The sequence below is a fragment of the Salinivibrio sp. MA440 genome, from assembly GCF_001996265.1.
GTDB lineage: Bacteria > Pseudomonadota > Gammaproteobacteria > Enterobacterales > Vibrionaceae > Salinivibrio > Salinivibrio costicola.
In genome coordinates, this window is the sequence record NZ_MUFI01000026.1 from 1 (window position 1) to 25,680 (window position 25,680).

The 25,680-nt window shown below is 51.8% G+C and carries 23 protein-coding genes; 18 read left to right on the forward strand and 5 right to left on the reverse strand.

The annotated features are described in order from the left end of the window. Nucleotides 1-173: 173 nt before the first annotated feature. From argC to argH, 4 genes are read left to right on the forward strand one after another with little or no spacing between them, the layout of a single operon-like run. A complete protein-coding gene (gene argC, locus BZG80_RS09410; RefSeq protein ID WP_077676551.1) occupies nt 174-1,184 on the forward strand; it encodes an N-acetyl-gamma-glutamyl-phosphate reductase in 1,011 nt (336 codons plus the stop codon). 9 nt (nt 1,185-1,193) lie between these two features. After that, the gene (gene argB / locus BZG80_RS09415) at nt 1,194-1,973 is read left to right on the forward strand and encodes an acetylglutamate kinase (RefSeq protein ID WP_077679205.1); all 780 of its coding nucleotides are present in this window, start codon (nt 1,194-1,196) and stop codon (nt 1,971-1,973) included. A gap of 55 nt (nt 1,974-2,028) precedes the next feature. Next, a complete protein-coding gene (locus BZG80_RS09420; protein WP_025744247.1) occupies nt 2,029-3,240 on the forward strand; it encodes an argininosuccinate synthase in 1,212 nt (403 codons plus the stop codon). A gap of 35 nt (nt 3,241-3,275) precedes the next feature. Beyond that, nucleotides 3,276-5,162: an argininosuccinate lyase gene (argH, locus tag BZG80_RS09425; protein WP_077679206.1), complete on the forward strand. Its 1,887-nt coding sequence runs from the start codon at nt 3,276-3,278 to the stop codon at nt 5,160-5,162. Between the two features lie 17 nt (nt 5,163-5,179). Here the strand turns inward: argH and BZG80_RS09430 are convergent, their stop codons facing one another. The 3 genes from BZG80_RS09430 to BZG80_RS09440 form a co-directional block, all read right to left on the reverse strand. After that, nucleotides 5,180-5,419, reverse strand: coding sequence for a DUF3624 domain-containing protein (locus BZG80_RS09430; RefSeq protein ID WP_077679207.1), 240 nt, complete (start codon nt 5,417-5,419; stop codon nt 5,180-5,182). Nucleotides 5,420-5,581: 162 nt separating this feature from the next. Further along, nucleotides 5,582-7,033 (reverse strand): dihydrolipoyl dehydrogenase, encoded by a 1,452-nt coding sequence (locus tag BZG80_RS09435; RefSeq protein WP_077676556.1) that lies wholly within the window; start codon nt 7,031-7,033, stop codon nt 5,582-5,584. A gap of 52 nt (nt 7,034-7,085) precedes the next feature. Further along, nucleotides 7,086-7,817 carry a glutathione peroxidase gene (locus BZG80_RS09440; protein WP_025744251.1) on the reverse strand — a complete coding sequence of 244 codons (732 nt, stop codon included), beginning with the start codon at nt 7,815-7,817 and terminating at the stop codon, nt 7,086-7,088. 147 nt (nt 7,818-7,964) lie between these two features. Between BZG80_RS09440 and oxyR the strand changes: the two genes are divergently transcribed. Next, a complete protein-coding gene (gene oxyR / locus BZG80_RS09445) occupies nt 7,965-8,873 on the forward strand; it encodes a DNA-binding transcriptional regulator OxyR (RefSeq protein ID WP_025744252.1) in 909 nt (302 codons plus the stop codon). Nucleotides 8,874-8,941: 68 nt separating this feature from the next. Here the strand turns inward: oxyR and BZG80_RS09450 are convergent, their stop codons facing one another. Next, a complete protein-coding gene (locus tag BZG80_RS09450) occupies nt 8,942-11,440 on the reverse strand; it encodes a penicillin-binding protein 1A (protein ID WP_077679208.1) in 2,499 nt (832 codons plus the stop codon). A 141-nt stretch (nt 11,441-11,581) separates the two neighbouring features. On the opposite strand from BZG80_RS09450, the gene pilM reads away from it, so the two are divergent. The 9 genes from pilM to BZG80_RS09490 all read left to right on the forward strand — a co-directional run bounded on the left by pilM (nt 11,582) and on the right by BZG80_RS09490 (nt 20,233). Further along, entirely contained in the window at nt 11,582-12,496 is a 915-nt protein-coding gene (gene pilM / locus BZG80_RS15775; RefSeq protein WP_108742921.1) for a pilus assembly protein PilM, read from the forward strand. Then, nucleotides 12,493-13,071 carry a PilN domain-containing protein gene (locus BZG80_RS09455; protein WP_158011543.1) on the forward strand — a complete coding sequence of 193 codons (579 nt, stop codon included), beginning with the start codon at nt 12,493-12,495 and terminating at the stop codon, nt 13,069-13,071. Before pilM ends, BZG80_RS09455 begins: the two co-directional genes overlap by 4 nt. Next, entirely contained in the window at nt 13,071-13,676 is a 606-nt protein-coding gene (locus BZG80_RS09460) for a type 4a pilus biogenesis protein PilO (protein WP_077676559.1), read from the forward strand. Before BZG80_RS09455 ends, BZG80_RS09460 begins: the two co-directional genes overlap by 1 nt. 8 nt (nt 13,677-13,684) lie before the next feature. Further along, nucleotides 13,685-14,197, forward strand: coding sequence for a pilus assembly protein PilP (locus BZG80_RS09465; RefSeq protein WP_077679210.1), 513 nt, complete (start codon nt 13,685-13,687; stop codon nt 14,195-14,197). Between the two features lie 12 nt (nt 14,198-14,209). Beyond that, the gene (locus BZG80_RS09470; RefSeq protein ID WP_077679211.1) at nt 14,210-15,955 is read left to right on the forward strand and encodes a type IV pilus secretin PilQ; all 1,746 of its coding nucleotides are present in this window, start codon (nt 14,210-14,212) and stop codon (nt 15,953-15,955) included. A gap of 144 nt (nt 15,956-16,099) precedes the next feature. After that, a complete protein-coding gene (aroK, locus tag BZG80_RS09475) occupies nt 16,100-16,618 on the forward strand; it encodes a shikimate kinase AroK (RefSeq protein ID WP_025739049.1) in 519 nt (172 codons plus the stop codon). A 19-nt stretch (nt 16,619-16,637) separates the two neighbouring features. After that, complete coding sequence (gene aroB, locus BZG80_RS09480; protein WP_077679212.1) at nt 16,638-17,717, forward strand: 3-dehydroquinate synthase; 1,080 nt, start codon at nt 16,638-16,640, stop codon at nt 17,715-17,717. Nucleotides 17,718-17,728: 11 nt separating this feature from the next. Further along, the gene (locus tag BZG80_RS09485) at nt 17,729-19,330 is read left to right on the forward strand and encodes an AAA family ATPase (RefSeq protein WP_077676563.1); all 1,602 of its coding nucleotides are present in this window, start codon (nt 17,729-17,731) and stop codon (nt 19,328-19,330) included. Nucleotides 19,331-19,402: 72 nt separating this feature from the next. Next, entirely contained in the window at nt 19,403-20,233 is an 831-nt protein-coding gene (locus BZG80_RS09490; RefSeq protein ID WP_077461556.1) for a Dam family site-specific DNA-(adenine-N6)-methyltransferase, read from the forward strand. A 36-nt stretch (nt 20,234-20,269) separates the two neighbouring features. Here the strand turns inward: BZG80_RS09490 and BZG80_RS09495 are convergent, their stop codons facing one another. Beyond that, complete coding sequence (locus BZG80_RS09495) at nt 20,270-20,458, reverse strand: DUF2970 domain-containing protein (protein WP_037367268.1); 189 nt, start codon at nt 20,456-20,458, stop codon at nt 20,270-20,272. Between the two features lie 150 nt (nt 20,459-20,608). Here BZG80_RS09495 and rpe point away from each other — a divergent pair, with 150 nt between their 5' ends. The 4 genes from rpe to BZG80_RS09515 all read left to right on the forward strand — a co-directional run bounded on the left by rpe (nt 20,609) and on the right by BZG80_RS09515 (nt 25,615). Then, entirely contained in the window at nt 20,609-21,283 is a 675-nt protein-coding gene (rpe, locus tag BZG80_RS09500) for a ribulose-phosphate 3-epimerase (protein WP_025744259.1), read from the forward strand. 9 nt (nt 21,284-21,292) lie between these two features. Next, nucleotides 21,293-21,973 carry a phosphoglycolate phosphatase gene (locus BZG80_RS09505; RefSeq protein WP_077676564.1) on the forward strand — a complete coding sequence of 227 codons (681 nt, stop codon included), beginning with the start codon at nt 21,293-21,295 and terminating at the stop codon, nt 21,971-21,973. A 60-nt stretch (nt 21,974-22,033) separates the two neighbouring features. Beyond that, nucleotides 22,034-23,047 (forward strand): tryptophan--tRNA ligase, encoded by a 1,014-nt coding sequence (gene trpS, locus BZG80_RS09510; RefSeq protein ID WP_198532940.1) that lies wholly within the window; start codon nt 22,034-22,036, stop codon nt 23,045-23,047. Nucleotides 23,048-23,269: 222 nt separating this feature from the next. Continuing rightward, nucleotides 23,270-25,615, forward strand: coding sequence for an ExeM/NucH family extracellular endonuclease (locus BZG80_RS09515; protein ID WP_077679214.1), 2,346 nt, complete (start codon nt 23,270-23,272; stop codon nt 25,613-25,615). Nucleotides 25,616-25,680: the final 65 nt, after the last annotated feature.

A 25,680-nucleotide genomic window follows, 5' to 3' on the forward strand; every position in this document is an offset into this window, starting at 1 on the left:
CTATTTATGAATAAAAATATTTTATAAGACGAGTCGACCATGATACTAGGTACCGCCAAACACAATATCCTTGCCCTTCGACGACGCTAGCCTGCTTTGCGTGGCTATCCGCTACGCCCTCGATACTCTGCTGCGCCGCAGCACGCCTTAAATATCCATAAAGAGAGACACCCATGACACTTAACACCATTATTGTCGGTGCCAGTGGCTACACAGGAGCCGAGCTTGTCGCCCTTGTCCATCGCCATCCGCAATTGCACTTGGCCGGTTTATATGTCTCGGCAGGCAGTGAAGACGCTAATCGTCCTGTGAGCGCGTTGCACGGGCAACTGCGTGGCGTGGTGGATATGCCACTGATGCCATTGTCCTCGCCACAGGATGTCGCCAAGCAAGCTGATGTGGTGTTTTTAGCCACCGCGCATGCGGTCAGTCATGAATTGGCGCCGGTTTTTCTGGCTCAAGGCTGTGTGGTGTTTGATTTGTCGGGGGCGTATCGGGTCAATCAAGCCGATTTTTATCCCGAACACTACGGTTTTGCGCACCAATCGCCAACATGGCTTGAGCAAGCCGTGTATGGCTTGGCCGAGTGGCAGGGGGAGGCATTGCAAGCAGCGCAGCTGGTCGCCGTACCTGGGTGTTACCCCACCGCCAGTCAATTAGCGCTCAAACCTGTGCTGGATGCAGGCTTGTTGGATAAACAAATGTGGCCGGTGATCAATGCCACCAGCGGCGTGACGGGCGCGGGGCGCAAAGCGAGTCTGACCAACAGTTTTTGCGAAGTGAGCCTGCATGCCTACGGGGTGTTTTCTCACCGTCATCAGCCAGAGATTGCCGCACACCTAGATACGCCGGTGATTTTCACCCCGCACCTTGGCAGCTACAAGCGCGGCATTCTTGCCACCATTACCGCCAAATTAGCGCCAGGTGTTAGTGAGGCCGAGGTAGGGCAGGCACTCTCTCACGCCTATCAAGAGGCGCCTTTGGTACGGGTGCTTCCTACCGGTGAGGTGGCCAAGCTACACGCGGTGCAACATACCGGCTTTTGCGATATTGGCTATCAGGCCGCGCATGGGCATCTGATCCTTACCAGTGCGATTGATAATTTACTGAAAGGCGCGGCCAGCCAAGCCGTGCAGTGTTTAAACCTGAAGTTTGGCTTTGCCGAAACTACCGCGATTGTCTAGGAGAAACGGATGAAAACGCCATTAGTGATTAAATTAGGCGGTGCGGCACTGAGCTGCAGCGAGACCCTCGCCAAGGTTTTCGGCGCGATCAATGCCTATCGCAGTGAGGCGGAGCGCCCGTTAGTGCTGGTGCATGGTGGCGGTTACTTGGTCGATGATCTGCTCAAAAAGCTCAACCTCACCAGTGTCAAAAACCAAGGCTTACGGGTCACGCCCGCCGACCAGATTGATTATGTCACCGGTGCGTTGGCAGGGACAGCAAACAAGTTGCTGTTAGCCCAAGCACGTAAAGCAAACATTAAAAGCTGTGGCTTGAGCTTGGCCGACGGTGGCCTGTGTCAGGTCAGCCAGCTGGACCCTGAGCTGGGTGCGGTGGGAGAAGCCAGCGCCGGTGATCCTAGCCTGCTGCAGGCGGTACTGGCCGCAGATTGTGTCCCCATTATTAGCTCGATTGGCATCAGTGACCAAGGTGAGCTGATGAACGTTAATGCCGACCAAGCAGCGGTCGCGGTGGCAACCACCCTCGGGGCGGAGCTAGTGCTGCTGTCGGATGTCAGTGGTGTATTGGATGGCAAAGGCCATCTACTGCCCTGTTTGACCGAGCTGGATGCGCAACACCTGATAGAAAAAGGCGTGATCACCGATGGCATGGTGGTCAAGGTCAACGCGGCGTTTGCCGCCGCCCGCGAACTGGGTAAACCGGTGGAGATTGCCACTTGGCGTTACCCAGAAAAACTCACCCAATTATTCGATGGCCAGCAAATCGGCACCCGGTTTAGCGCCAGTTAATAAGACGTATAACGACGCTACTCAAACCGTCGCATCATGATTTAAGGAGAGCAAGATGAGCAAAGTCAACAAAGTGGTACTGGCCTATTCGGGTGGATTGGATACCTCGGCCATCATTCCCTGGCTAAAAGAACACTATGACTGTGAAGTCGTCGCCTTTGTCGCCGACGTCGGTCAAGGCGAGCAAGAGCTCGAAGGCATTGAGCAAAAAGCACTCGCTTCGGGGGCATCACAGTGTTTTATCGCCGATCTAAAACACGAAATGGTGGCGGATTATATTTACCCCAGCCTGAAAACCGGGGCGGTGTATGAAGGCAAGTACCTACTTGGCACCTCGATGGCGCGTCCTATCATTGCCAAAGCGCAGGTCGCGTGCGCCCTTGAGGTCGGCGCGGATGCGCTTTGCCACGGCTGTACCGGCAAGGGGAACGATCAAGTCCGTTTTGAGAGCACCTTCTCCGCGCTGGCGCCGCAGCTGAAAGTGATTGCGCCTTGGCGTGAGTGGGATCTCACCAGTCGTGAAGCCCTGCTCGATTACTTGGCCGCCCGTGATATTCCTTGCACGGCGAGCCTTGAGAAAATTTATTCACGTGATGCCAATGCTTGGCATGTCTCAACCGAAGGCGGCGTGTTAGAAGATACCTGGACGGCGGCCAACCAAGATTGCTGGGTATGGACTGTCGCGCCGGAAGAGGCGCCCAATACGCCCGAGTTTGTCACCTTGGGAGTACAAAGCGGGGAAGTGGTCTCGGTCGATGGTGAATCCATGTCGCCTTATGACGTGCTAACGCTATTGAATGACAAAGGTGCCGAACATGGCGTGGGACGGATTGATATCGTTGAGAACCGTTTGGTGGGGATGAAATCCCGCGGCTGCTACGAAACCCCGGGTGGCACCATCATCATGGAAGCACTGCGCGGCGTTGAACAATTGGTGCTGGATAAAGAGAGTTATCAGTTCCGTGAGGAGCTCGGTTTAAAAGCCTCTCACCTGATTTATGATGGGCGTTGGTTTACGCCACTTTGTCAGTCGATTGTTGCCGCGGCCAATTCTCTCGCCGCGCCGGTAACGGGCGAGGTGGTAATCAAACTCTATAAAGGGCAAGCGACAGTGGTACAAAAGCGCTCGACCAATAGCTTGTACTCGGAAGACTTTGCCACCTTCGGGGATGACGATGTCTACGATCACAGCCACGCCGAAGGCTTTATCCGTTTGTATTCGCTGTCGAGCCGGATTCGGACACTGAACAAACAAAAACAATCCTAATTAAAAAAGCATCGTGAGCAGTAAGGAGAGACAGCATGGCATTATGGGGCGGACGCTTTAGTCAAGCAGCAGACAAACGGTTTCAAGCGTTTAATGATTCGCTGCGCTTTGACTATCGCTTAGCAGAGCAAGACATTGTGGGCTCCATTGCTTGGTCGAAAGCCTTGCGTTCAGTGGGCGTGCTGAGTGATGACGAGCAACAGCAATTGGAGCTGGCGCTCAATGAGCTCAAGCTGTCGGTGATGGAAAACCCTGAGCAGATCTTAAACTCAGAGGCCGAAGATATTCACAGCTGGGTCGAGCAGCAACTGATCGATAAAGTCGGGGATTTGGGCAAAAAGCTGCATACCGGGCGCTCACGCAACGATCAGGTGGCCACGGATCTCAAACTGTGGTGTCGCCAGCAAGGCCAGCAAATCTTGCTGTCTCTCGATAAGCTTCAGCAGCAGCTGGTGGATGTGGCGGGTCAGCACCATGGTACCGTGCTGCCTGGCTACACCCACTTGCAGCGTGCACAACCGGTGACCTTTGCCCATTGGTGTCTGGCCTATCTGGAGATGTTTGAGCGTGATACCACGCGTTTGCAAGATGCGCTTAGTCGCTTGGATACCTGCCCACTCGGATCGGGGGCGCTGGCAGGCACCGCGTACCCGATTGATCGCGATGCCTTGGCACAAAACCTGGGATTTAGACGGGCCACCCGTAATAGTTTGGATTCGGTCTCGGACCGCGATCATGTGATGGAGATGATGTCTGCTGCATCCATGTCGATGTTGCATCTGTCGCGGATGGCCGAAGATATGATCTTCTATAACTCGGGCGAGTCCGGGTTTATCGAGCTGGCCGATACCGTCACCTCAGGCTCGTCGCTGATGCCACAAAAGAAAAACCCCGATGCGTTAGAACTGATACGTGGTCGAACGGGTCGGGTGTATGGTTCCTTGTCGGCAATGATGATGACAGTGAAAGCCTTGCCGCTGGCCTACAACAAGGACATGCAAGAAGACAAAGAAGGGCTATTCGATGCCATGGACACCTGGCATGACTGCTTAGACATGGCGGCCCTGTGCTTTGAAGGCATCACCATCCATAAAGACAAAACCTTGCAAGCGGCGCAGCAAGGTCATGCCAATGCGACCGAGCTGGCCGATTATTTGGTGAGCAAAGGGATCCCGTTCCGTGAAGCCCACCATATTGTTGGCGTGGCGGTGGTGTCAGCCATTGAGCAAGGGTGTACGCTGGAAGCGCTGCCGCTAGAAACCTTGCAGCAATTCTCACCGGTGATTGAAGATGATGTGTATGCCATGCTCACGATTGAATCCTGCTTGGCCCAACGTCGGGCACTGGGAGGGGTGGCACCTGAGCAGGTCAGCTTTGCTATTCAAGAAGCGCAAAAGCGCTTGGATAAGCGCTTTACCCCCAAAGTCACGGTGCGCTCGGCGCGGCTCACCGATTTGGATACCATTGAAGGCATGGTGGTGTATTGGGCGAAATTGGGGGAGAACTTACCGCGCGACCGTCATGAATTAGTGCGTAATATTGGCCTGTTTGCGGTATCTGAGCATCAAGGGGATTTGACCGGCTGCGGATCGCTGTATATTTACGACTCAGGGCTGGCAGAAATTCGCTCCTTAGGGGTTGAAGCGGGCTGGCAGCGCCAAGGACACGGCACGGCGTTGATGATGCACTTGATTAAAAAAGCCAAGCAAATGGCGATTGAGCAAGTCTTTGTCCTCACCCGGGTGCCCGAGTTTTTCACCCAATTGGGCTTTACCCCAGTGTCGAAATCGCAATTGCCAGAGAAAGTGATGAAAGATTGTGAAATCTGTCCGCGCTTTCATGCCTGTGATGAAGTGGCTCTGACCTATAACATTGCGGGGCCAGCGACGATCTCGACCTTCTCACATGCAGAGATTGAGTAAAAAAGTGTGGGGCGGCTTTAGGGCCGCTTTCTGTTGCGCCGAAATGGATAAATTAATAAATGAAGCGTGAGCAAGGCGCTGGCACTGCCGGCGGCGAACAACAAGGCAATCGACTCCACTTGTCGTGGTGTGTCGGCATAGACCCACCACCAAAACGGCCAAAGTATGGCAGAAATGACAGCAAGTTGGGTCATACAGCGCGTGCAGCGTCCTAACTTCTGCTTCCAAATGCCAGATTGACAATATTTACAAGCCATATGGGCTCTCTTGGTCAGTAAGGGCGATACGCTATTGTGGCGCAGTGAGTCGTTGGATACAAAAAAGCCCTCCGCGAAAGAGGGCAAAAGGTAAGCAAGTACTTGGGGAAGCAACAGGCATTGCCTGTAAAGCGCCGAGAGTTCGGCGAAAAGGACAGTGAATTAGCAGCCTGGGCCGCAATCCATGCAGTGTTTGATCATCTCTGGGCCGAGTTTGAGTTTGGCGTTGACATCACGCAGTGCGGTACGTACCCCTTCTTCAATCACTGGGTGATAAAAGGGCATATCCAACATTTGCGAAATGGTCATTTGGTTTTGGTGAGCCCAGGCGAGTAAGTGTGCTAAGTGCTCGGCGTTCGGCCCAATCATTTCTGCGCCCAAGAAACGCCCTGTGCCTTGCTCGGCATAAACATGCAATAAGCCTTTATTGCGTAGCATGACCCGTGAGCGACCTTGTCCCTCAAAGGAAACCACACCGATTTCAAAACAGCCACATGGGCCGAGACGATCGGTAATTGCTTTATAGCTTTCGCCCACCATCGCAATTTGTGGATCGGAGAAGACCGCGGATAGCTTGCTACGGCGCAGTCCCGCACGGATATCTTTGCCGCGCCCCGCGTTGTCACCGGCAATTCTGGCTTGGTCAGCCGCTTCGTGCAGCAGTGGAATTTGGTTGTTAGCATCACCGGCAATAAAAATATGCGCTGCGGTGGTTTGCAGGGTGTAGCTATCGGCTACTGGGACACCGCGTGCGTCCACTTTGATGCTCGTCGCGTCAAGGTTAAGTTTGTCGACATTGGGGCGACGACCGGTGGCGGCAACCACGTAATCAACCCAACGCAACTGGCTTTCGCCGTTTTTGTCGCGGTAACGGATTTGGACCTTATCACCTTCACGGATCATCTCTTCAACCTTGGCATCGGCATCGAGATAAAACTCCTCGCTGAAGGTTTTATCCGCATATGCCATGATATCTGGGTCGGTGAGTGGACCCACTTGGCCGCCGACGCCAAACATAGTCATTTCGACACCGAGGCGGTGTAACGCTTGGCCCAGTTCAAGGCCAATCACGCCCGGACCAAACACGGCAACCGATTCAGGTAAGTCATCCCATTCGAAAATATCATCGTTAACCACCAAACGATCACCGAGGTGATTCCAGGCCTCGGGCCAGCTCGGACGCGAGCCGGTCGCAATCACAATGCGGTCAGCATGGATAGTGGTGTGATCGTCAACCATCAAGGTATGATCATCGACAAAACGTGCATAGCCATCGATTTTGTCTTGGGCGGGGATGTCGTCGACACTTTCCAATACAAAGCCGACAAAGCGATCACGCTCGCGTTTAACCCGATCCATTACCTCACGACCATTTATCTCGGTACTTCCGCCTGGATAGACACCAAAACCGGGCGCTTTGTCGATATGGTGCGCCGCTTCGGCGGCCGCAATTAACAGTTTGGATGGCATGCAGCCAACACGTGCACAGGTGGTGCCATACGGGCCGCCTTCAATCATCACCACGCTATCTGTATGTGCTTTTGCCGCGCGATAGGCACCGAGTCCGGCGGTCCCGCCACCAATCACAGCCACATCAACCGTTAATGTCTTCATTGCTTTCTCCTGGGAAAATAACGGGCGGCAAGGCTGCCGCCCAAACAGCGGATTACTGGTTTAGGTAAGTGTCGAGCTCTTCGCTGCCACCGATGTGACGGCCACCGATAAATACTTGTGGCACCGTGGCACGGCCGGTGACTGCGCGCAAAGAGACCGTGGTGGCATCTTTACCGAGGATGATTTCTTCGAACTGAAGTCCTTCATCGATCAGTGCTTGTTTTGCTTTGGCACAGAATGGGCAGCCTGGCTTGCTAAACACGGTGATCGAATCTTGCAGTTTATGCTCAGGAGCAATATAGCCCAGCATGGTGTCGGCATCAGAGACCTTGAACGGGTCACCTGGTTCGTTTGGCTCAACAAACATTTTTTCGACCACGCCGTTTTTCACCAGCATGCTGTAGCGCCATGAGCGTTTGCCAAAGCCAAGATCATTTTTGTCGACCAGCATGTCCATGCCATCGGTAAATTCACCGTTACCATCAGGTAGTACATGGATGTTGTCAGCATCTTGGTCGGCTTTCCATGCGTTCATTACAAAGGTGTCATTGACCGAGACACAAACGATGTCATCAACACCGTGTTGTTGAAAGACAGGGTACAGCTCGTTATAGCGTGGTAGATGCGAAGAAGAACACGTCGGGGTGAACGCGCCTGGCAGGCTGAACACAATGACGGTTTTGTTGGCAAAGATGTCATCGCTGGTCACGTCTTTCCACTGATCGCCTTCGCGAGTGCGGAAGGTTACTTGTGGTACTGGCTGGCCTTCTTTGGTTGCTGTCATGAATCGTTCCTTTTGTTTTCAATTAAAGTTGTTAAGCGAGAAGTGACTCGCTGTGTTTTGATGGGTCTAGTATTGCTAAATAAGATTGATAGTTCTAATCGCTTGATGCTATGGTTTTGATAGTTATCCCCTATAGAAGAGACAACGATGAACATTCGTGACTTGGAGTATTTGGTTGCGTTGGCTGAACACCGACATTTTCGCAAAGCCGCTGAGGCTTGCTTTGTCAGCCAGCCGACCTTGAGTGGCCAAATTCGTAAACTGGAGGATGAACTCGGCGTCAGCTTACTTGAGCGTACCAGTCGTCGGGTTCTGTTCACCGATGCCGGTATGAGGTTAGTACAGCAAGCACGTAACGTATTGCGGGAAGTCACAATTTTAACCGAATTGGCCAGTGAGCAAGGTGAAAGTATGACCGGCCCCCTACATATTGGCTTTATTCCCACCGTGGGGCCGTATCTATTACCCAAAATCATTCCGATGCTGCGAGATTGTTTCCCAGATTTAGAGCTGTTTATTCATGAGGGACAAACCCAGCAACTGGTTCAGCAGTTGGAAGAAGGCAAGCTCGATTGCGTTATCCTGGCCTCTGTCGAAGAAACACAGCACCTTAAAGAGCTGCCACTCTATGATGAGCCGATGTTGCTTGCGGTCAACGAAAAGCACCGGTTGGCGGAATGTGCTGAAGTTGCGCTTGATGTGTTAGACGGGGAAACCTTGTTGATGCTGGGCGATGGCCACTGTTTGCGCGATCAAGCCATGGGCTTTTGTTTTAAAGTCGGTGCGCAAGAGGATCAACGTTTCCGCGCGACCAGTCTAGAAACGTTACGCAACATGGTGGCCGCAGGAAGTGGGATTACCTTATTGCCTCAGCTGTCCGTGCCTGCCGATAAACGCGATGGTGTGGTGTATATCCCCATTACGTCACCGACGCCGTCGCGACAAATCACGCTCGATTATCGCCCTGGCTCGCCGCTACGAGGACGATATGAACAGCTTGCGGACGCCATTGGTGGCCAGATGACCGCGATAATGAGCGGCTTAAATCACCGCTAACACAAGATACTGGCATTGAGGTGACAACGCCCACGGATGTGGGCGTTGTGGTTTAAGCGTTTATCGAGTTAAAACAAGGATTCCGTGCTGGACTCGTAAATGTTGCCATCAGACTGATCCGATACATATTCTGTCGGCTCGGTGCCTTTGATAAAGTACTCAAACATCGAGGTATGATCGGTTTTTCTTGTCAGCAGTCCGGTCTCGCGATCGATCCGTACTTTGACTATGCCGGACGGCACCACTTTATTTTGCTCTGGCACGTCAGCGAGAGCTTGTTGCATAAAGTCAATCCAAGCAGGTTCTGCGGTTTTCGCGCCAGATTCCGCCCCATAAATCGGTTGACGCTCGTCGCCTAAATTAGCATTACGAGTGGTGCGACCGAGTTCACGCGAATGATCATCAAAGCCAACCCAAACCGTGGTGACGATACCTGGGCCATAGCCAGTGTACCAAGTATCCTTTGAGTCATTGGTGGTCCCGGTTTTACCGCCGATATCGCGACGTTTAAGCGCTTGAGCACGCCAGCCCGTGCCGTTCCACCCGGTGCCATAACGCCAATCGCCGCCGCCCCAAATGTTGCTTTGCATCATTTCGCGCACCAAGAACGCATTTTGTTCATCAATCACTTGCTTAGCATTGCGCGGTGTTGGTTGGTCACTGCCATTGTCCGTCAATAAGTTTTGCTCATTAAACGGGTCAGCCTTTTCCGGTTTGCGCTCACAGTGGTCGCATATAACCGGTGGGTTGGCGCGATAAATCTCCGCGCCGAAGGGGGTTTCGACCCGATCAATGATAAAGGGCTCCATAAAATAGCCGCCATTGGCAAACACGCTAAAGCCTTGTGCCATTTCGACGGGGGTTAAGCTGCCTGCCCCCAGAGCAATCGCTTCAGCGCGCGGTAGGTCGTCACGTTGGAAACCAAAACGCGTGAGGAAGTCCAGCGTATCGTCGAGCCCCACTCGGCGGAGTACTCGCACCGCCATGACGTTTTTCGACTGGGCTAATCCCAATCGTGCGCGCGTCGGGCCGGCATAGCGTGGCGGTGAGTTTTTAGGACGCCATGCCACCCCTTGGCTGCGATCCCAACGGTTAATGGGCGCGTCATTGATAAGGCTGGCTAGCGTCATTCCCTCATTGACTGCGGCGGAGTAAATAAATGGCTTGATACTTGAGCCCACTTGGCGAACTGACTGTGTGGCACGGTTAAACTTGGAGTGGACAAAGTTAAACCCACCGACCAAGGCTTTGATTGCGCCCGTTGACGGAGACATAGAAACTAAGGCCGTATTGGTGGTAGGTACTTGCGCCAAATGCCAGCTGTCATTGACGCGACGAATAAACACTTGTTGGCCACTGGCGAGGAACGCATCAGCGCGTTTAGGGGCCGGCCCTTGACGGCTATCAGTAATGTATGGGCGCGCCCAGTCGAGTCCTTTCCAAGGCAGCTCGATATCACGACCATTAGGGCCGACAACCTGAGCCGATTGTGCTTTTACATCGGTCACGACCGCAGGCTCCAAGGGGCCGTAACTGGGTTGCTTGGCAAGGTGATCAACAATACGTTGATGTTGCCAGCGTTCGCTAGGTGATTGCCAAAGCGTGGCTACTGGACCACGAAAACCATGGCGTCTGTCATAGGCGAGGATATTCTCTATGGCGGCGTTGTTGGCCGCGCGCTGCATATCCGCATCCACACTGGTGAAAATACGTACCCCTGAGGTGTAGGCATCATCGCCAAGCGCATCGACCGCCCAAGCCCTAGCCATTTCAGCAACATAGGGTGCTGAGAGTTCTATTTCGGCGCCATGGTAGCTGGCGACAATAGGCTCATTTTTTGCTTGCTGGTATTCCGCATTAGAAATGTAGCCCTCATTCAACATGCGGCCGAGCACTACGTTCCGTCGCTCGGTTGAGCGTGAAAGCGAGTAAAGTGGGTTCATGGTGGAGGGCGCTTTGGGTAACCCCACGATCACGGCCATTTCGCTTAAGGTCAGTTGATCTAAGGTTTTGCCAAAATACACGTGTGCGGCTGCCCCTACGCCATAAGAGCGATACCCCAAGAAGACTTTGTTGAAATAGAGCTCAAGGATCTCTTCTTTACTGAGCAATTGTTCGATATGCACCGCGATAAAAATTTCTTTTATCTTGCGCATAATTCGCTTTTCGTTGGTCAGGAAGAAGTTTCGTGCTAGCTGTTGGGTGATGGTGCTGGCACCTTGCTTGGCACTGCCAGACATAGCGACAACCGCCGCGGCACGAACAATACCAATAGGATCAATGCCTGGGTGTTGATAAAAGCGGCTATCTTCGGTGGCAATTAAGGCATCAATCATGGGTTGAGGTATATCCTCGAGTTTGACTGGAATACGCCGTTTTTCGCCGAATTGCGAGATTAACTCACCATTTGCGCTATAGACCTGCATCGGAGTTTGTAGCTCAACATCTTGCAATGTCGCCACATCGGGGAGGTCGGGTTTCACATAAAGGTAAAACCCAAAGATTGTTGTGACTCCAAGCACTGTGCAAACCAGTGCAAAGATAAGCAAACGCTTTATGAACTTCACCTGAGATTTCCCGTTTCGTTGCCGTTTAGCCGTTTAATAATCATACGTGAGTAGTATAAAGGCACCAGCATAAAAAATAACCCGTGATGAGGACAGTTTTGTAAATACTGACCTTACTCTGACGTTGGAGCCTAACACGAAATGATTCCAAGTTCGGCAGTTTTAGGTATCGCTTTGGGCCAAACGGAAAGCCACGCGATTGCGCTATGCCCGTCCCCTTCATCCTTCAAGGTTTCCGGGCATCATATCTTGACCGCTGGTGATGAAGACACCCTGACAACCACGATGAAAACGCTCAAAGACACACTATTGAGCCGAGTATCCTGGTATCAACGTTTGTCACCGAGTGTGGTGGTAGGCGTTGAGGATGACACCGTGATCAGTAAGACCCTGATGGCAGCCGATGTGGATGATCCTCTCGAGCAGGAAGCCGTGGTCGGACAAGCATTAGGCATGGCGCTCAATATGGAAATTAGTGGTCTTTTCTTCGATTTCACCAAACAGCATGCGTTGAACCATCAGCCAGGACAGGCGCAGTACCAGGTAGTGGCCTGTCGCCAACAGACACTCACGCCAATACTTTCGGCGTTGAAAGACGTGGGATTAAAGGTAAGTGTTGTCGATACGCAGCAGCATGGGCTGCAAGCAGTTTATGATGCGTTGATAGGTCACTACCAACCACAGACTTCACCGCTATGGCTACATCTTGATGCCGGCAAGTTGACGGCGGTGCGCGCGTTATCCGATGGCGGGCTGTACCAACAATCTTTGACCGTCGCAATGCCGCTAGGAGGATCTGGCTCAGAAGGCGAGGCAACGGCATCCTCTCGCGTTCTACAACAACATTTGGATCATGCCTATCAACGCGTGGAGAGCGAACACGCGGTGCCTATCTCAACCCTATGGCTAAGCGGTCACTGGCCCAGCGACATTCTCTGCCCCTCATCTGCCCAACGTGTGTTTATTCAACCTGGCGAACCCTTTGGCGCGCCCTCTCTAAGCCCTCATGCTTGCTCGGCGCTTGGGCTTGCGCTCCGAGGAGCGAGCGGTTCATGAGGATTAACTTACTCCCCTGGCGCGCGCAAGTGCAACGTCGACAGGCACGCTATTTTATCCTGCAAACCCTTGCGGTTGCGGGGAGCGCACTGATCATCGTGATGGGATTCATCCAGTGGCAGCATTATCAGATAGTGGGGCAGCAACACCGTAATCAACAACTTGAACAAGGCATCACGCAGTTTAAACAAACCTTAGTGCGCTTTGAGCAACAAGACACTAAACGTCGCGCCTTGCAATCACGGCTCGGGTTGGTCAATCAACTGCAAAGACAGCGTAATAATGTCACTGAGGTACTCAACTTTATACCGACGGTGATGCCTGCTGGTGCCTATTTAACCCGGTTGGCTCAACAAAAAGGCCATATCCGTTTAGAAGGGTGGGTGAATTCAAACGCAGAGCTCGCGCGTTTGCTGGCCGCGTTGGAAGCGCAGCAAGCGGTAGAGGCGCTCGATATCGATACCGTAGTGACGGGTGATCACACCGTCGGGCCCAATAAACGGTTTCGACTGAGCTTTTCACTGACACACTATGTTTCCCCCCAATTACCGGAGCGCGAGGAGGACGAACAGTGATGGATTCGATGGCATGGGAGTGGCGACGACTACCGTTTGCGCCTTGGTCGGTAAAGCTGAGTTTATGGGGTGCTTTACTGACAGTGATGGGGTATGTCGGCTGGTTAGGCGCTGGACAGCCAAATCAAGCGACCTTGCTTGATGCTCACCGGCAAGAGTCTCACCTGAAAGCACGTTATCGACAGTTAGCGCATGAGGTGGCTGCGTTACCCGATGTCCAGGCGCAAATAGAGACGCTTAATCAACGCTACGCAAGACTGATTCAGCAATTGCCTGAGGAAGAAGAGCTCGCGGGCCTGCTGGCTGGTGTGAACGAGGTGGGGATGCGTCACCAGTTGCAGTTTGAAACGCTCGCATGGCAGCCGAGAAAGCAAGGAAGCTGGCTAGACGCCATTCCAATCAACATTGTGCTTGAAGGCCAGTATCGAGATATTGGCGCGTTCAGTGCCGATATTGCCGCGATGACTCGCTTAGTGTCATTGCAGGACTTTGTCCTCGCGCGCGAGACCGAACAGCCGCCGTCTGCGGCGCCATTGCAATTTTCGGTGTCTGCGACGACGTATCGCTATACCGGCCGCCCCGCGCTCAATCAACCCACAAACTAGGACGCGTCATGTTAAGAGCCAGTGTATTTTTGTTGATCGTGATCTTGAGTGGTTGTCAAAAAACGGATGATGACATGCATCAGTTTATGCGCCAGGTGCAAGCACAAGCGACGGTTACCGCGACACGCATGCCGCCGCCTAGTGTTTATCAACCTGTCCCCTTTGCAAAAGAAGCGCGCGATCCATTTGTTCTATCGGTCGCAGCAGACCCACAACGGATGTCTCCTGGTGATTGCTGGCAACCGGCCTTGCATTGGCGTGACAGTCCGCTTTCAACCTTACCTTTAGCACAACTTGAAATGAAAGGAAGCCTCACGAAAGGGGGGCAAAAACAGGCACTCATTGCTTTGCCGAATGGGATGGTCAAGCAAGTCGCACGTGGCGACCGGCTTGGTGAACACCACGGCCGAGTGATGGCGGTGACGCGTGATCATGTCGCGATAAACCAGGCACTACCTGATGGTTTAGGATGCTGGCAGCAACGGACCGTGACGCTTTCAATCGAACCTAACCTGTCGTAAAGGATAACTGTTATGATGATTTTCGCGGCGTATAACGCCCGATATACCCTTATACCGTGGTCGCTTGTGCGCGTGGCGCTGATCCTGGTGTGTTTTATAGGCGCGTCCGCTCAGGCTGCGGAGATGACAACCTTGAGCCAGTTGCAGTTAACCCGCTCTGCTCAGGGAGAGGCGCAACTGATTTTGGGCTTCGACAGCCCTGCGATCATGGCGGATTTTCGTCAGCCCAGCGCCGATCAACTCCATATCCGATTACCGCAGGTAACGATTAAACCGTCATTAATGAAGCGGATCGATACCCAAGACAGGGATTCGGCAATTACGGCGATCGATGTGTCGCAATCCTCTGGACACGCAAAAATTTATCTGCAAGCGGCGCAAGCGATCGCCTTTGATTACCATCAACAAAAACAACAATTAGTGGTAACCATACAAGCCACCGAACCGACGACACCTGCATCCTTTGAACCGAATGCACCGATATCGATCAACTTCCAAGACATTCCAGTTCGTGCTGTGCTCCAACTGATTGCCGAGCAAAATCAGTTTAATTTAGTCACCTCAGACAGTGTTCAGGGCAATATCACCATGCGGATTGACGGTGTGCCTTGGCAAGACGTGTTAGAGGTTATCTTAAGAGTGAAAGGGTTGGACAAGCGTCAACGTGGCGAGGTGATGCTTGTTGCCCCTCGTCGAGAGCTGATGGCGCAAGAAAAACAGGATTTGGAAATGGCGCAGCAAGCAGAAACCTTGTTGCCGCTATCGTCGTCGGTTATCACGGTGAATTATGCCAAAGCCAGCGAGGTAGCCGCGTTAATTCGCGGTCAAACGCAAGGCGTGAGCTTGTTATCTCCAAGGGGGGCGGTGTCGCTGGATGAGCGGACCAATGCGATCATCATTCGCGATATTGACAAGAACATTGATCGTATCCGCACCTTGGTTCAGCACCTCGATGTGCCGGTTAAGCAGGTGGAAATCGAAGCGCGTATTGTCACGGTAGAGCAAGGTTCGGTCGACGAGCTTGGCGTACGTTGGGGGCTTTTGAATCGCAACGGCTCAACCACGGTGGGATCGTCGGTCGAAGGGAATATCATGTGGGATAGCGATTTGGCGCAGCAAGGCCCTGACAGCCTAAATGAAGCCGCCGGTGAGGGGAGCAGTATTGGTGATTTCCTCAATGTTAATTTAGCTGCAGTCAATCCTTCTGCCTCAAGCATGGCCTTTCAAGTGGCTAAGTTAGGCAACGATTTACTGCTCGATTTGGAGCTTTCTGCGCTCGAGAGCGAACGAAAAGCCGAAGTGGTCTCGAGCCCAAGATTAATCACCACCAATAAAAAAGCCGCCTATATTGAACAAGGGACGGAGTTGCCCTATTTAGAAGCTTCTTCCAGTGGGGCGGTGGCCGTCTCTTTTAAGAAAGCGGTGTTGAGTTTGTCGGTCACGCCTCAGATCACGCCGGATAATACGTTGGTGCTGGATTTAAAGCTGACCCAAGATATGCCGGAAAAGTCGGTCGTGGCCGGAAAAGGTGAGGCGATGTCGATCAGTACCAAACGGATCAATACCCAAGTCTTGGCGCGGAATGGCGAAACCGTGGTCTTAGGTGGCATTTTTCAGCACACGATGATCAACAAAGAAACCAAAGTGCCTCTCCTTGGGGATATTCCCTTGCTTGGAGGTTTGTTTCGACATCAGTTAAAAGACCATGCAAAACGCGAACTTCTGATCTTTGTGACCCCTAAAATCGTCACAGGGTAGGTTAGGTGTTGCCAAAGGGGTCACTGTCCTGAGATAATTTTTAATCTGATCACGAAATATCTGTGAGGAATTGGCGCCTCGGGCTTTTTACATTAAGCCTGCGGGCGGTGTTGTCTTATTTAACCGCGCGTAAAATTGCTTAAAATGGCTGAAAAACGAAACATCTTTTTGGTAGGCCCTATGGGGGCTGGTAAAAGCACAATTGGTCGTCATCTCGCTCAGCAACTTCACATGGAATTCTATGATTCTGATTCAGTGATTGAAGATCGTACTGGAGCAGACATTGCATGGGTCTTTGACGTTGAGGGTGAAGAAGGTTTCCGTAAACGCGAAGAAAACGTGATAAACGACCTCACTGAAGAGCAAGGTATCGTTCTCGCGACTGGCGGTGGCTCGATTATGAGCAAAGAAAGCCGTAATCGCCTCTCTGCTCGTGGGGTGGTGGTGTATTTGGAAACCACCATCGAAAAGCAGCTCGCACGTACCCAACGCGATAAGAAACGACCATTGTTGCAAACTGACCAACCACGTGAAGTGCTGGAGTCATTGGCAGAAGAACGTAATCCTTTGTATCAAGAAATTGCGGATTACGTTGTACGAACTGATGATCAAAGCGCTAAAGTGGTGGCAAATCAAATCATGGCGCTCTTAGAGCAGCAATAACCGACCACAGGACCCGACCATGGAACGGATAGACGTTAACTTAGGGGCACGTAGCTACCCTATCTCGATTGGTGAAGGGCTTTTAGCAGATGCGAGCCTGTTTGAGGGCGTCCATTCCCGTCGGGTTGCTGTCATTAGCAATGAGACAGTGATGCCGCTTTATGGCACCACTCTGGTCTCAACCCTTCAGCGGGCAGGCGCAACTGATGTAGCCTGCCTTAGCTTGCCTGATGGTGAAGCGTATAAATCGCTCGAAACGTTTAACACCATCAACACCTTTCTTTTAGAAAATAATTATAACCGTGATGTCGTGCTCGTCGCCCTCGGGGGCGGCGTGATTGGCGATATTGTTGGATTTGCCAGTGCTTGTTACCAGCGCGGCGTTGATTTTATTCAAGTTCCCACGACATTACTGTCGCAAGTCGATTCGTCCGTCGGTGGGAAAACAGCAATTAATCATCCTCTTGGCAAAAACATGATTGGCGCATTTTATCAACCCAAAGCGGTGGTGATTGATACGCAGGTGCTAAGCACCTTGCCCGGTCGTGAGTTTGCTGCGGGGATGGCAGAAGTGATCAAGTATGGTGTGATTGCCGATGCCCCTTTCTTTGATTGGCTTGACAGTGAAATAGTGGCGCTGACCGCGCTCTCTCCTGATGCATTGATTTATGCGATAAGGCGTTGTTGTCAAATCAAAGCTGATGTGGTGGCCGAAGATGAAACCGAAACAGGCGTACGCGCGCTGTTGAATTTGGGGCACACGTTTGGTCATGCGATTGAAGCCGAAATGGGCTACGGCAATTGGCTTCATGGTGAAGCGGTCTCGGCTGGAACCGTGTTGGCAGCACAAACGGCGTGCCAGCATGGCTTGATTGATGAAAAAACGGTTACCCGCATCACGGCCCTGTTACAAAGTGCACATCTTCCCGTGCAGGCTCCCCGTGAAATGGACTACGATGCTTTTATTAAGCACATGATGCGTGATAAAAAAGTGCTTTCAGGACAGTTGCGTCTGGTTTTACCAACAGCGATAGGCCAGGCTCAAGTGGTTGCAGATGTTCCACACCAGCTAATCGCTGATGTGATTGATGCCGGTTAACCATTGAATGCATGACAGACACGTTTGATACGCTAGCTCTGGATCTGGAAAGTCAAACCCAGCTCCTTTCTCGACTGCAATTTATCACTCGATTTAGCGCGAATCTGATCCAAGTCACCGGGCCTGATGGGGCGGGTAAAACCTGGTTAAGTGAGCGCTACATGGAGCAGTGGGCGGATGCCCATGTTCATGCCTTACTCGCGTGCCATACGGCACAAAGCGATGACCAACGTCGCGCTATCTTGCTACGACAAATTGTCAAAGACGGTGTTTTTAATCAAGCGGATCCGCTGCTAGATAGCTTGACGATGATGCTTGACGGGGCTGGGTGTGATGCACTCATTGTGATTGATGATGCGCATCGGCTGACTCCTGGATTACTGTCTGAGCTATGGGCGTTGGTGCAATATGCACAGCATCAAGCACACTGGCGGATTAATGTTGTACTCTTTGCCTTGCCAGGAAAGTTGAACAAGTGGCTACGTCAGGTGTCTTACGGGCACGACCAAAAGCCGCTGGAGCTCGAGATTTCGCCGCTTAATGACGGTGAAGAAGAGATGTTCATCGATGTGTTAGCCGTTACGCAACGTATTGATGCAGCGGGCAAAAAACAGTGGTTAGCTAAGCTTGCTAATCAAACCGTTTACCCCGGCACCATCATGGGAAAGGACAATCAGGAGATAGGCGCTGTGAGTAAAGACAATAAAAAGCCCGCGAAAAATAATAAACCCTTTTTAATGCTGCTGTTGGCCGTGGTGCTGATGATTGTGGGTGCCGGTGCGATCTGGTGGGCTTTTCCGAGTCAAGATGACGCCTCGTCGGCTGAGACAATGCTCCCTGACGGGTTAAAAAACTTGGATGATTTACTCAACGAGCAGCAAGCGACCACTGACCCACAAACCCTTGATGGGCAAGTGACGGGCCAAGATAGCAACTCGGCAGCGGATCAAACCGACACCGTGGCGGGATCGAACGCAGCGGTGACCGATGATCAGGCGAATTTACCGCAGGAAGTCAACGGTGAGGGGTTAACCGTCGGTCGCAATGATGCGGGCCAGAGAGTGGTTTTACCTGATGATGTTGTCGACGCCATTATTAACGAACAAGATGCCGGTGGCGATGGCACCCAGGCGGTTGAGGAACCACTTGCTAGCGAGATTAACCAAGCGATTCCTGCGCCCGCGACACCGGATCAGCCCTCAGATGTGACGCAGGCGCAATCGCAAAATAGTGCCGCTTTGTCGTCTACAGAGACAGCATCTACAGAGACAGCGTCGACAGCGGACGCGGCCAGTGATAATCGCTTGTCTTTTGACGCGCAAGCTTTGCTTGATGTACCTGCCCAGCGTTATGCCCTGCAGCTCGCAGCGTTGCGTTCACGTCAAGATGCGACAGACTTTATCGCTAACTACCAACTGAGTGATCGGGTTCAGGTGTATCAAACCCAACGCAACAATGCTGACTGGTACATGGTGTTACTGGGTGATTATGCCAGCGTCACGGATGCACGTCGTGCGGAACTGACATTGGCGGATAATCTGCGGGCGCTGCAGCCGTTTGTGAAGTCTTTTAGTCAGGTTCACCGTGAAATCAACCGCGCAAATGGGCAGTAAAATCCGCTGATTGATGAGCCAAAATAGGGTACAATCCGCCCCTTTTCACACCGCAGAGATAGATCAGGGGCAATGAGAAAGCATCGCGCGTTTCTAAAGTGGGCTGGTGGCAAATACTCGCTAGTCGATGACATTCGTCGTCATCTTCCCGAAGGGAACACGCTTATCGAGCCCTTCGTCGGTGCTGGATCGGTATTTCTAAACACCGATTACGAACATTACATTCTGGCTGACATCAACCCAGATCTTATCAACCTATACAATATTATTAAGCAAACGCCGTTGCGTTTTGTGGCGGATGCGCGCGTCTTCTTTTGCCAAGAGTACAACCAAAAAGAGCGCTATCTAGATGTCCGCCGGGAGTTTAACCTTACCACAGACCCTTATTTACGCTCGCTGTACTTTTTGTATATGAATCGTCACGGCTTTAATGGCTTGTGTCGGTACAATAAAAAAGGCGGCTTCAATGTCCCATTTGGGTCGTACAAAAAGCCATATTTTCCGGAAAAAGAGCTCGCGATCTTTGCAGAAAAGGCCCAGCGTGCAGAATTTGTATGTGAAGGGTATGGGGAGAGTTTTGCTCGGGCGACGAAAGGAACAGTGATTTATTGCGACCCTCCTTACGCGCCTTTAACTGCTACGGCGAATTTTACCACCTACGCCACCAATGGTTTTACGCTGGATGATCAAGCCTTGCTGGCTGAGCATGCTGAGCAAGCGTCGTTGGCCCAAGGGGTGCCGGTATTAATCTCCAATCACGATACGCCCTATACACGCCGTTTATATCGTGGCGCGAGTTTTAATGTGGTGAAAGTTAAGCGTACCATCAGCCGTAATGGCAATGGTCGTAATAAGGTAGATGAGCTATTGGCACTTTTTTCCCCTCAGCCATCCACGCCTTAAGCACTGTTGCATCAAAGCGCTGTTGCCCCAAAGCGCTCACGTCAACCAGCTCACGATCACCAGCAGCGCGCCAATGACGAGTCCGATCATGATAACGCCGGTAATGATATAAATTGCCGGTGAATCATAGCCGAAATCTCGCTCGCGATTGCGTTGTGATTGCACCCCAAACAAAGCAGCGATGACACTTGTTACTACCTGTTTCAGTCTAGGTTTTTCGCCCATCCTGCCTCCATTTTCAGCCTCTGTTTTTACTCTAGTTAATTCTCTGGCACTTGCCAGTGTTCGCTGAGATTAAGCATGGTTAAGGTAAGACTTCATGGCTGATATCGGGTAGAATTACGGCGACTTTTTGGCAATTGAGGCGACCGCACTATGAAGGATTTTTTGATTGCGCCATCGATTTTATCTGCAGACTTTGCCCGATTGGGCGAAGAAGTTGAAAACGTATTGGCGGCGGGTGCAGATGTGATTCACTTTGATGTGATGGATAACCATTACGTTCCGAACCTGACATTTGGTGCCCCGGTTTGTCAGGCTTTACGTGACTATGGGATCACCGCACCGATTGATGTTCACTTGATGGTTAAGCCGGTCGACCGCATTATTCCTGATTTTGCTAAAGCGGGCGCGAACATGGTGACGTTTCATGCTGAAGCCAGTGAGCATATTGACCGCACGTTGCAGTTGATCAAAGAGCACGGCATGCAAGCGGGTTTGGTCTTTAACCCGGCAACGCCGCTCCACCACTTAGATTATGTGATGGATAAGCTCGATATGATCCTGCTGATGTCGGTCAATCCTGGGTTTGGCGGCCAGTCTTTTATTCCCACCACCTTAGATAAACTGCGTGAGGTCCGTCAGCGTATTGATGCCAGCGGGCGAGATATTCGTCTGGAAATTGACGGCGGTGTAAAGGCCAATAACATTGCAGACGTTGCCCAAGCGGGCGCGGATATGTTTGTCGCAGGGTCGGCCATTTTTGGTCAACCGGATTATAAAACCGCAATTGAAGAAATGCGTGCCGAACTGGCAAAAGTAGAAAGGTAATGAAGTCGTATGAGCCTGCGTTATATTGCATTTGATTTAGATGGCACCTTGGTTGATAGCGTGCCCGATTTGACCCAAGCGCTGCAGATGATGCTGGCGGATTTGGACCGGCCAACAGTGAGTGTAGCCGAGGTGACCGGTTGGATAGGGAATGGTGCGGATATTATGATTCGTCGCGCATTGTCCCGTGCGCATGATCATGATCCAGCGCTTGACCCTGAGCTGGTCGCAACTGCACGCACGCGTTTTAATTACCATTATGAGCACAATGGTCACGAAAAAACCGTGCTCTACCCTGGCGTGAAAGAGACCCTAACCGCATTGCACCAGCAGGGATATCAGCTGGGCGTCGTCACGAATAAACCGATCGCTTTCGTGCCCGCTATTTTAGAGGATTTAGGTTTAGCGCCCTTGTTCAGTGATGTGATTGGTGGTGATAGTCTGTCAACCAGCAAACCTGACCCAGAAGGCTTGCACCTGTTGCGCGATAAGTATGGGTTAACCAATGCCCAGATGTTGATGGTCGGTGACTCAAAAAATGATATCTTAGCAGCACACAATGCGGGAATGGCCTCCGTTGGCCTCACTTATGGCTACAACTACGGTGAGCCAATCAGTGACAGCCAACCTAGCTATGTACTAGACCATTTTAGCCAGCTAGAGGCAGTGGTGGCCAATTACTCCGCGTAACGCTTTTTACCAGCAAATAAGACCGCCCACACGGGCAACATGTAAAGGAACCGAATCATCATGAGTCAATCTTCGAAACCCATTGTATTGAGTGGTGTGCAGCCCTCAGGCGAGCTGAGTATTGGTAATTATCTGGGCGCGTTGCGTCAGTGGGAACAGATGCAAGATGATTATGATTGCCAGTACTGTGTGGTGGATTTGCATGCCATTACGGTTCACCAAGAGGCGGATGCCCTGCGCGAAGCGACTTTAGATGCGCTAGCGCTGTGTCTCGCGGTGGGAGTCAGTCCAGAAAAAAGCAACGTGTTTGTCCAGTCCCACGTGCCTGAGCATGCTCAACTCAGCTGGGTATTAAACTGCTACACCCAAATGGGTGAGTTGAATCGGATGACCCAGTTTAAAGATAAGTCGCAGCGCCATGCAGAGAACATTAACGCGGGATTGTTTAGTTATCCGGTATTGATGGCGGCAGACATTCTTTTGTATCAAACCAACCAAGTGCCGGTGGGTAACGATCAAAAGCAGCACCTTGAACTGGCGCGTGACGTGGCGACCCGTTTTAATAATCGCTATGGCGATGTGTTTGCTCTGCCTGAGCCTTACACACCCGATGTCAATGCGCGGGTGATGAGCCTGCAAGATCCGACCAAAAAAATGTCGAAATCTGACGATAACCGTAACAATGTGATCGGGCTGCTCGAGGATCCAAAAGCGATTGCGAAAAAAATCAAACGAGCGGTCACGGACTCAGAAGAGCCGCCGCGTGTCCGTTTTGATAGCGCACAAAAACCGGGTGTTTCCAACTTGCTTGGGTTATTGTCTGGGGCGACGGGTGAGTCAATTGATACGCTAGAAAAAGCGTATGAAGGCAAGATGTATGGCCACCTGAAAAAAGACACTGCAGACGCCGTCGTCGCGATGCTAGAGCCGTTGCAAGCGCGCTATCATGCGTTTCGAGCTGATCGCGCAATGCTCGATAATGTGATGCAAAAAGGGGCGGCGCATGCCTCTGCACGGGCACAAGACACCTTACGCAAAGTCTATGATGCGGTCGGTTTTGTGCCACGTGTGTAGCACGCGTTTGTAATAGTACAAACCTGGTATAATCACAAAATAAATAAGCAGCGGGCCAGTCTCGCTGCTTTTTTGATCAAGGCTGAACCGGCCTCTCACTTCTAACGAATTCATCAATAATCGCTAGCCTCGATGCGATTCATATCACGTCATATTCTGTATCTATCATGAATAATGCACCCGATTTTCGAGTAAACACTCAATTTACGTGAAGGAACAGGTATGAAAAAGCCATTGATGTGGTCGCCCCTTGCTTTGGTGCTGGCCGGCGTTGCACTGCCCGCGGCGGCAAAAGCCCCACCGACTGAAACTTATCAATGTGGTGTGACAACCCCAACCCCCATCTACGCGATTCAAGGTGACGGCGCGCGTAGCCCATTGGTTCCAGACGGGCAGTACCGCTCAGATAAAACTTATGCGGTACAAGGCGTAGTCACTGCCGTTACCCAAGGCTTGTATAAAGGAGCCTGGATACAAGATCCGCAAGGCGATGGTAATCGTGCCACTTCCGATGGCTTATTTGTTTACTTGCGAGGCGCTGATGACCTCAACTTACAGCCCGGTGACACCTTATGTGCCAGTGGTTACATCAACGAGTATTACGGCCATACCCAACTGGGTGTTACCGATGAACAAGTGGCTAAGGGAGCACCTCAGGGGACGATTGCACCGACGGCACTCCGTGTTCAACCCGATGAGACTTTGCACGAGGCACTTGAGCGCTACGAAGGGATGTACGTCACCATGGACGCGGATAGCGATTTGGTGATCACGCGTAACTTTGGCTTTGACTACGATGCCTTCCGTAACAATATGGTGTTATCGCATCAATCCCCTTTATACAAACCCACGCAACAGTATCCCGCGTTAACGCCTGACGCTGAGGCATTAGCCGCGAAAAATAGCGATAACCAGCTGTATATCGAGAGCGATCAAAAAGCGAAAGACGGCAAGATCCCATATTTTCCAGGCTTAGATGCCGAGCAGGGATATCTACGTATTGGCGATCGGGTCGAGCGTTTGAGCGGTGTTATGGGTTATAGCTACAACCAATACCGACTTGTTGCAACAAACACCATCACTGCCGGTGATATTGTGCACCAAAATGATCGTCAACCGGCACCGAATAACGTGCCTGGCGCTGACATTAAGGTGGCGAGTTTTAACGTACTTAACTATTTCACCAGCGCCAGTGCGGTCGGTGGCCCACTCAACGTGACCTGTGATGATCGTGCCGATGCCGATGCGAATCGTGGCTGTAACCGTGGGGCGAAAACGGCGGCTGAGTTTGGGTTGCAACGCACTAAAATTGTCAATGCACTCACCGCGATGGACGCCGACATTGTCGGTTTGATGGAAATTGAGAATAATGGCTTTGAGGCTGGCAGCGCCATTGCTGATCTGGTGACCCATTTAAATGCGCAATTTGCTGACTCGCGTGATCATTACCAATTTGTCGAACCCAGTGACCAAGAGAAAAATCAGGGCGCCTATTTTGGCTCAGATGCGATTATGGTGGGCATGATTTATCGCCCCGCGAAGGTCAATCTCGCAGGTGAGGCGCAAGCGGTACCCATGCCAGAGCAGCATATCAGCGGCGAAAGTCCAGACGGAGAAACTAAGACACTCGACAAATACCAGCGTGATAGCCTAATTCAACGTTTTATGGTTAATGACCAGCCGCTCAGTGTGGTGGTGAATCACTTTAAATCGAAAGGCTCAGGCTGCTATGAAGACTGGATTGCGGGTGAGTTTGATACTGATACCGCGGATATGCAGGGACACTGCAATGCGTTTCGCGTGTCTGCCGCCGTTGCATTGCGTGACCATCTCAAAGCGGTCGACGGTGACGTATTAATTTTGGGTGATCTCAATGCTTATGCGCAAGAAGATCCGGTGCGGGTGCTAACGGATTATCAGCGTACTGAGGGCCAGCGCGATATTATCACCGCGGCGGGCACTGAAATTCGTGGTGTGCCTATGCATCCAACGCCAAGCGTCGTTGAGCAAGGTCTTGGTTATACCAACCTCGCAACGCAGTGGTTAGGGGATAAAGCCTACTCGTACTCATTTTCTGGAGAACTGGGCGCGTTAGATCATGCACTCGCCAATGCCAGTTTGGCGAGCAAAGTGGTCGGGGTGGAAGAGTGGCATATTAACTCGGTAGAGAGCACTCTGTTTGAGTACAGCCGACAATATAGCGGAGAATTGGTGAAATCGAGTAATCCATTCTCGTCATCCGATCACGATCCTGTGCTGATCTCACTCGATTATCCTGAGCCCGTGGTCCCCGTCTCGGTGACGATCAATAATCGCAGTTTCTTGCCTATTATCCCCTTACTTAATGGACAAAAAAGTCCGGATCATGCGTGGATGAAATGGCGCGCGACGCGCACCTTTGACCAGGCTAGCCCTTTAGTTCAATCCTTGGCGCTGCAGCCGGATGATTCGATAAGGGTATCCGTGAAAGCGCTAGGGCTGATCCCGGTTTACTGCGGCCGTGCACCTGCAGATAGCGCGATGACGGTTAAATACACCGGATTTCGCTGTCAGCTCACCCAGCCGTAATCTTGTGGCGGGCAGCGAAGGTTGCTCGCACCTGGATGACGCCTATTCAGCACTGTGGTAGCATC

Excerpts from the sequence above, each read along its gene's own strand:
- argB (WP_077679205.1), top strand. The coding sequence starts at position 1,194 with ATGAAAACGCCATTAGTGATTAAATTAGGCGGTGCGGCACTGAGCTGC.
- argH (WP_077679206.1), top strand. The coding sequence starts at position 3,276 with ATGGCATTATGGGGCGGACGCTTTAGTCAAGCAGCAGACAAACGGTTT.
- oxyR (WP_025744252.1), top strand. The coding sequence starts at position 7,965 with ATGAACATTCGTGACTTGGAGTATTTGGTTGCGTTGGCTGAACACCGA.
- aroB (WP_077679212.1), top strand. The coding sequence starts at position 16,638 with ATGGAACGGATAGACGTTAACTTAGGGGCACGTAGCTACCCTATCTCG.
- rpe (WP_025744259.1), top strand. The coding sequence starts at position 20,609 with ATGAAGGATTTTTTGATTGCGCCATCGATTTTATCTGCAGACTTTGCC.
- BZG80_RS09495 (WP_037367268.1), bottom strand. The coding sequence starts at position 20,458 with ATGGGCGAAAAACCTAGACTGAAACAGGTAGTAACAAGTGTCATCGCT.
- BZG80_RS09440 (WP_025744251.1), bottom strand. The coding sequence starts at position 7,817 with ATGACAGCAACCAAAGAAGGCCAGCCAGTACCACAAGTAACCTTCCGC.
- BZG80_RS09460 (WP_077676559.1), top strand. The coding sequence starts at position 13,071 with ATGGATTCGATGGCATGGGAGTGGCGACGACTACCGTTTGCGCCTTGG.
- argC (WP_077676551.1), top strand. The coding sequence starts at position 174 with ATGACACTTAACACCATTATTGTCGGTGCCAGTGGCTACACAGGAGCC.
- BZG80_RS09470 (WP_077679211.1), top strand. The coding sequence starts at position 14,210 with ATGATGATTTTCGCGGCGTATAACGCCCGATATACCCTTATACCGTGG.
- BZG80_RS09435 (WP_077676556.1), bottom strand. The coding sequence starts at position 7,033 with ATGAAGACATTAACGGTTGATGTGGCTGTGATTGGTGGCGGGACCGCC.
- trpS (WP_198532940.1), top strand. The coding sequence starts at position 22,034 with ATGAGTCAATCTTCGAAACCCATTGTATTGAGTGGTGTGCAGCCCTCA.
- BZG80_RS09490 (WP_077461556.1), top strand. The coding sequence starts at position 19,403 with ATGAGAAAGCATCGCGCGTTTCTAAAGTGGGCTGGTGGCAAATACTCG.
- BZG80_RS09515 (WP_077679214.1), top strand. The coding sequence starts at position 23,270 with ATGAAAAAGCCATTGATGTGGTCGCCCCTTGCTTTGGTGCTGGCCGGC.
- BZG80_RS09465 (WP_077679210.1), top strand. The coding sequence starts at position 13,685 with ATGTTAAGAGCCAGTGTATTTTTGTTGATCGTGATCTTGAGTGGTTGT.
- BZG80_RS09505 (WP_077676564.1), top strand. The coding sequence starts at position 21,293 with ATGAGCCTGCGTTATATTGCATTTGATTTAGATGGCACCTTGGTTGAT.
- aroK (WP_025739049.1), top strand. The coding sequence starts at position 16,100 with ATGGCTGAAAAACGAAACATCTTTTTGGTAGGCCCTATGGGGGCTGGT.
- pilM (WP_108742921.1), top strand. The coding sequence starts at position 11,582 with ATGATTCCAAGTTCGGCAGTTTTAGGTATCGCTTTGGGCCAAACGGAA.
- BZG80_RS09430 (WP_077679207.1), bottom strand. The coding sequence starts at position 5,419 with ATGGCTTGTAAATATTGTCAATCTGGCATTTGGAAGCAGAAGTTAGGA.
- BZG80_RS09420 (WP_025744247.1), top strand. The coding sequence starts at position 2,029 with ATGAGCAAAGTCAACAAAGTGGTACTGGCCTATTCGGGTGGATTGGAT.
- BZG80_RS09455 (WP_158011543.1), top strand. The coding sequence starts at position 12,493 with ATGAGGATTAACTTACTCCCCTGGCGCGCGCAAGTGCAACGTCGACAG.
- BZG80_RS09485 (WP_077676563.1), top strand. The coding sequence starts at position 17,729 with ATGACAGACACGTTTGATACGCTAGCTCTGGATCTGGAAAGTCAAACC.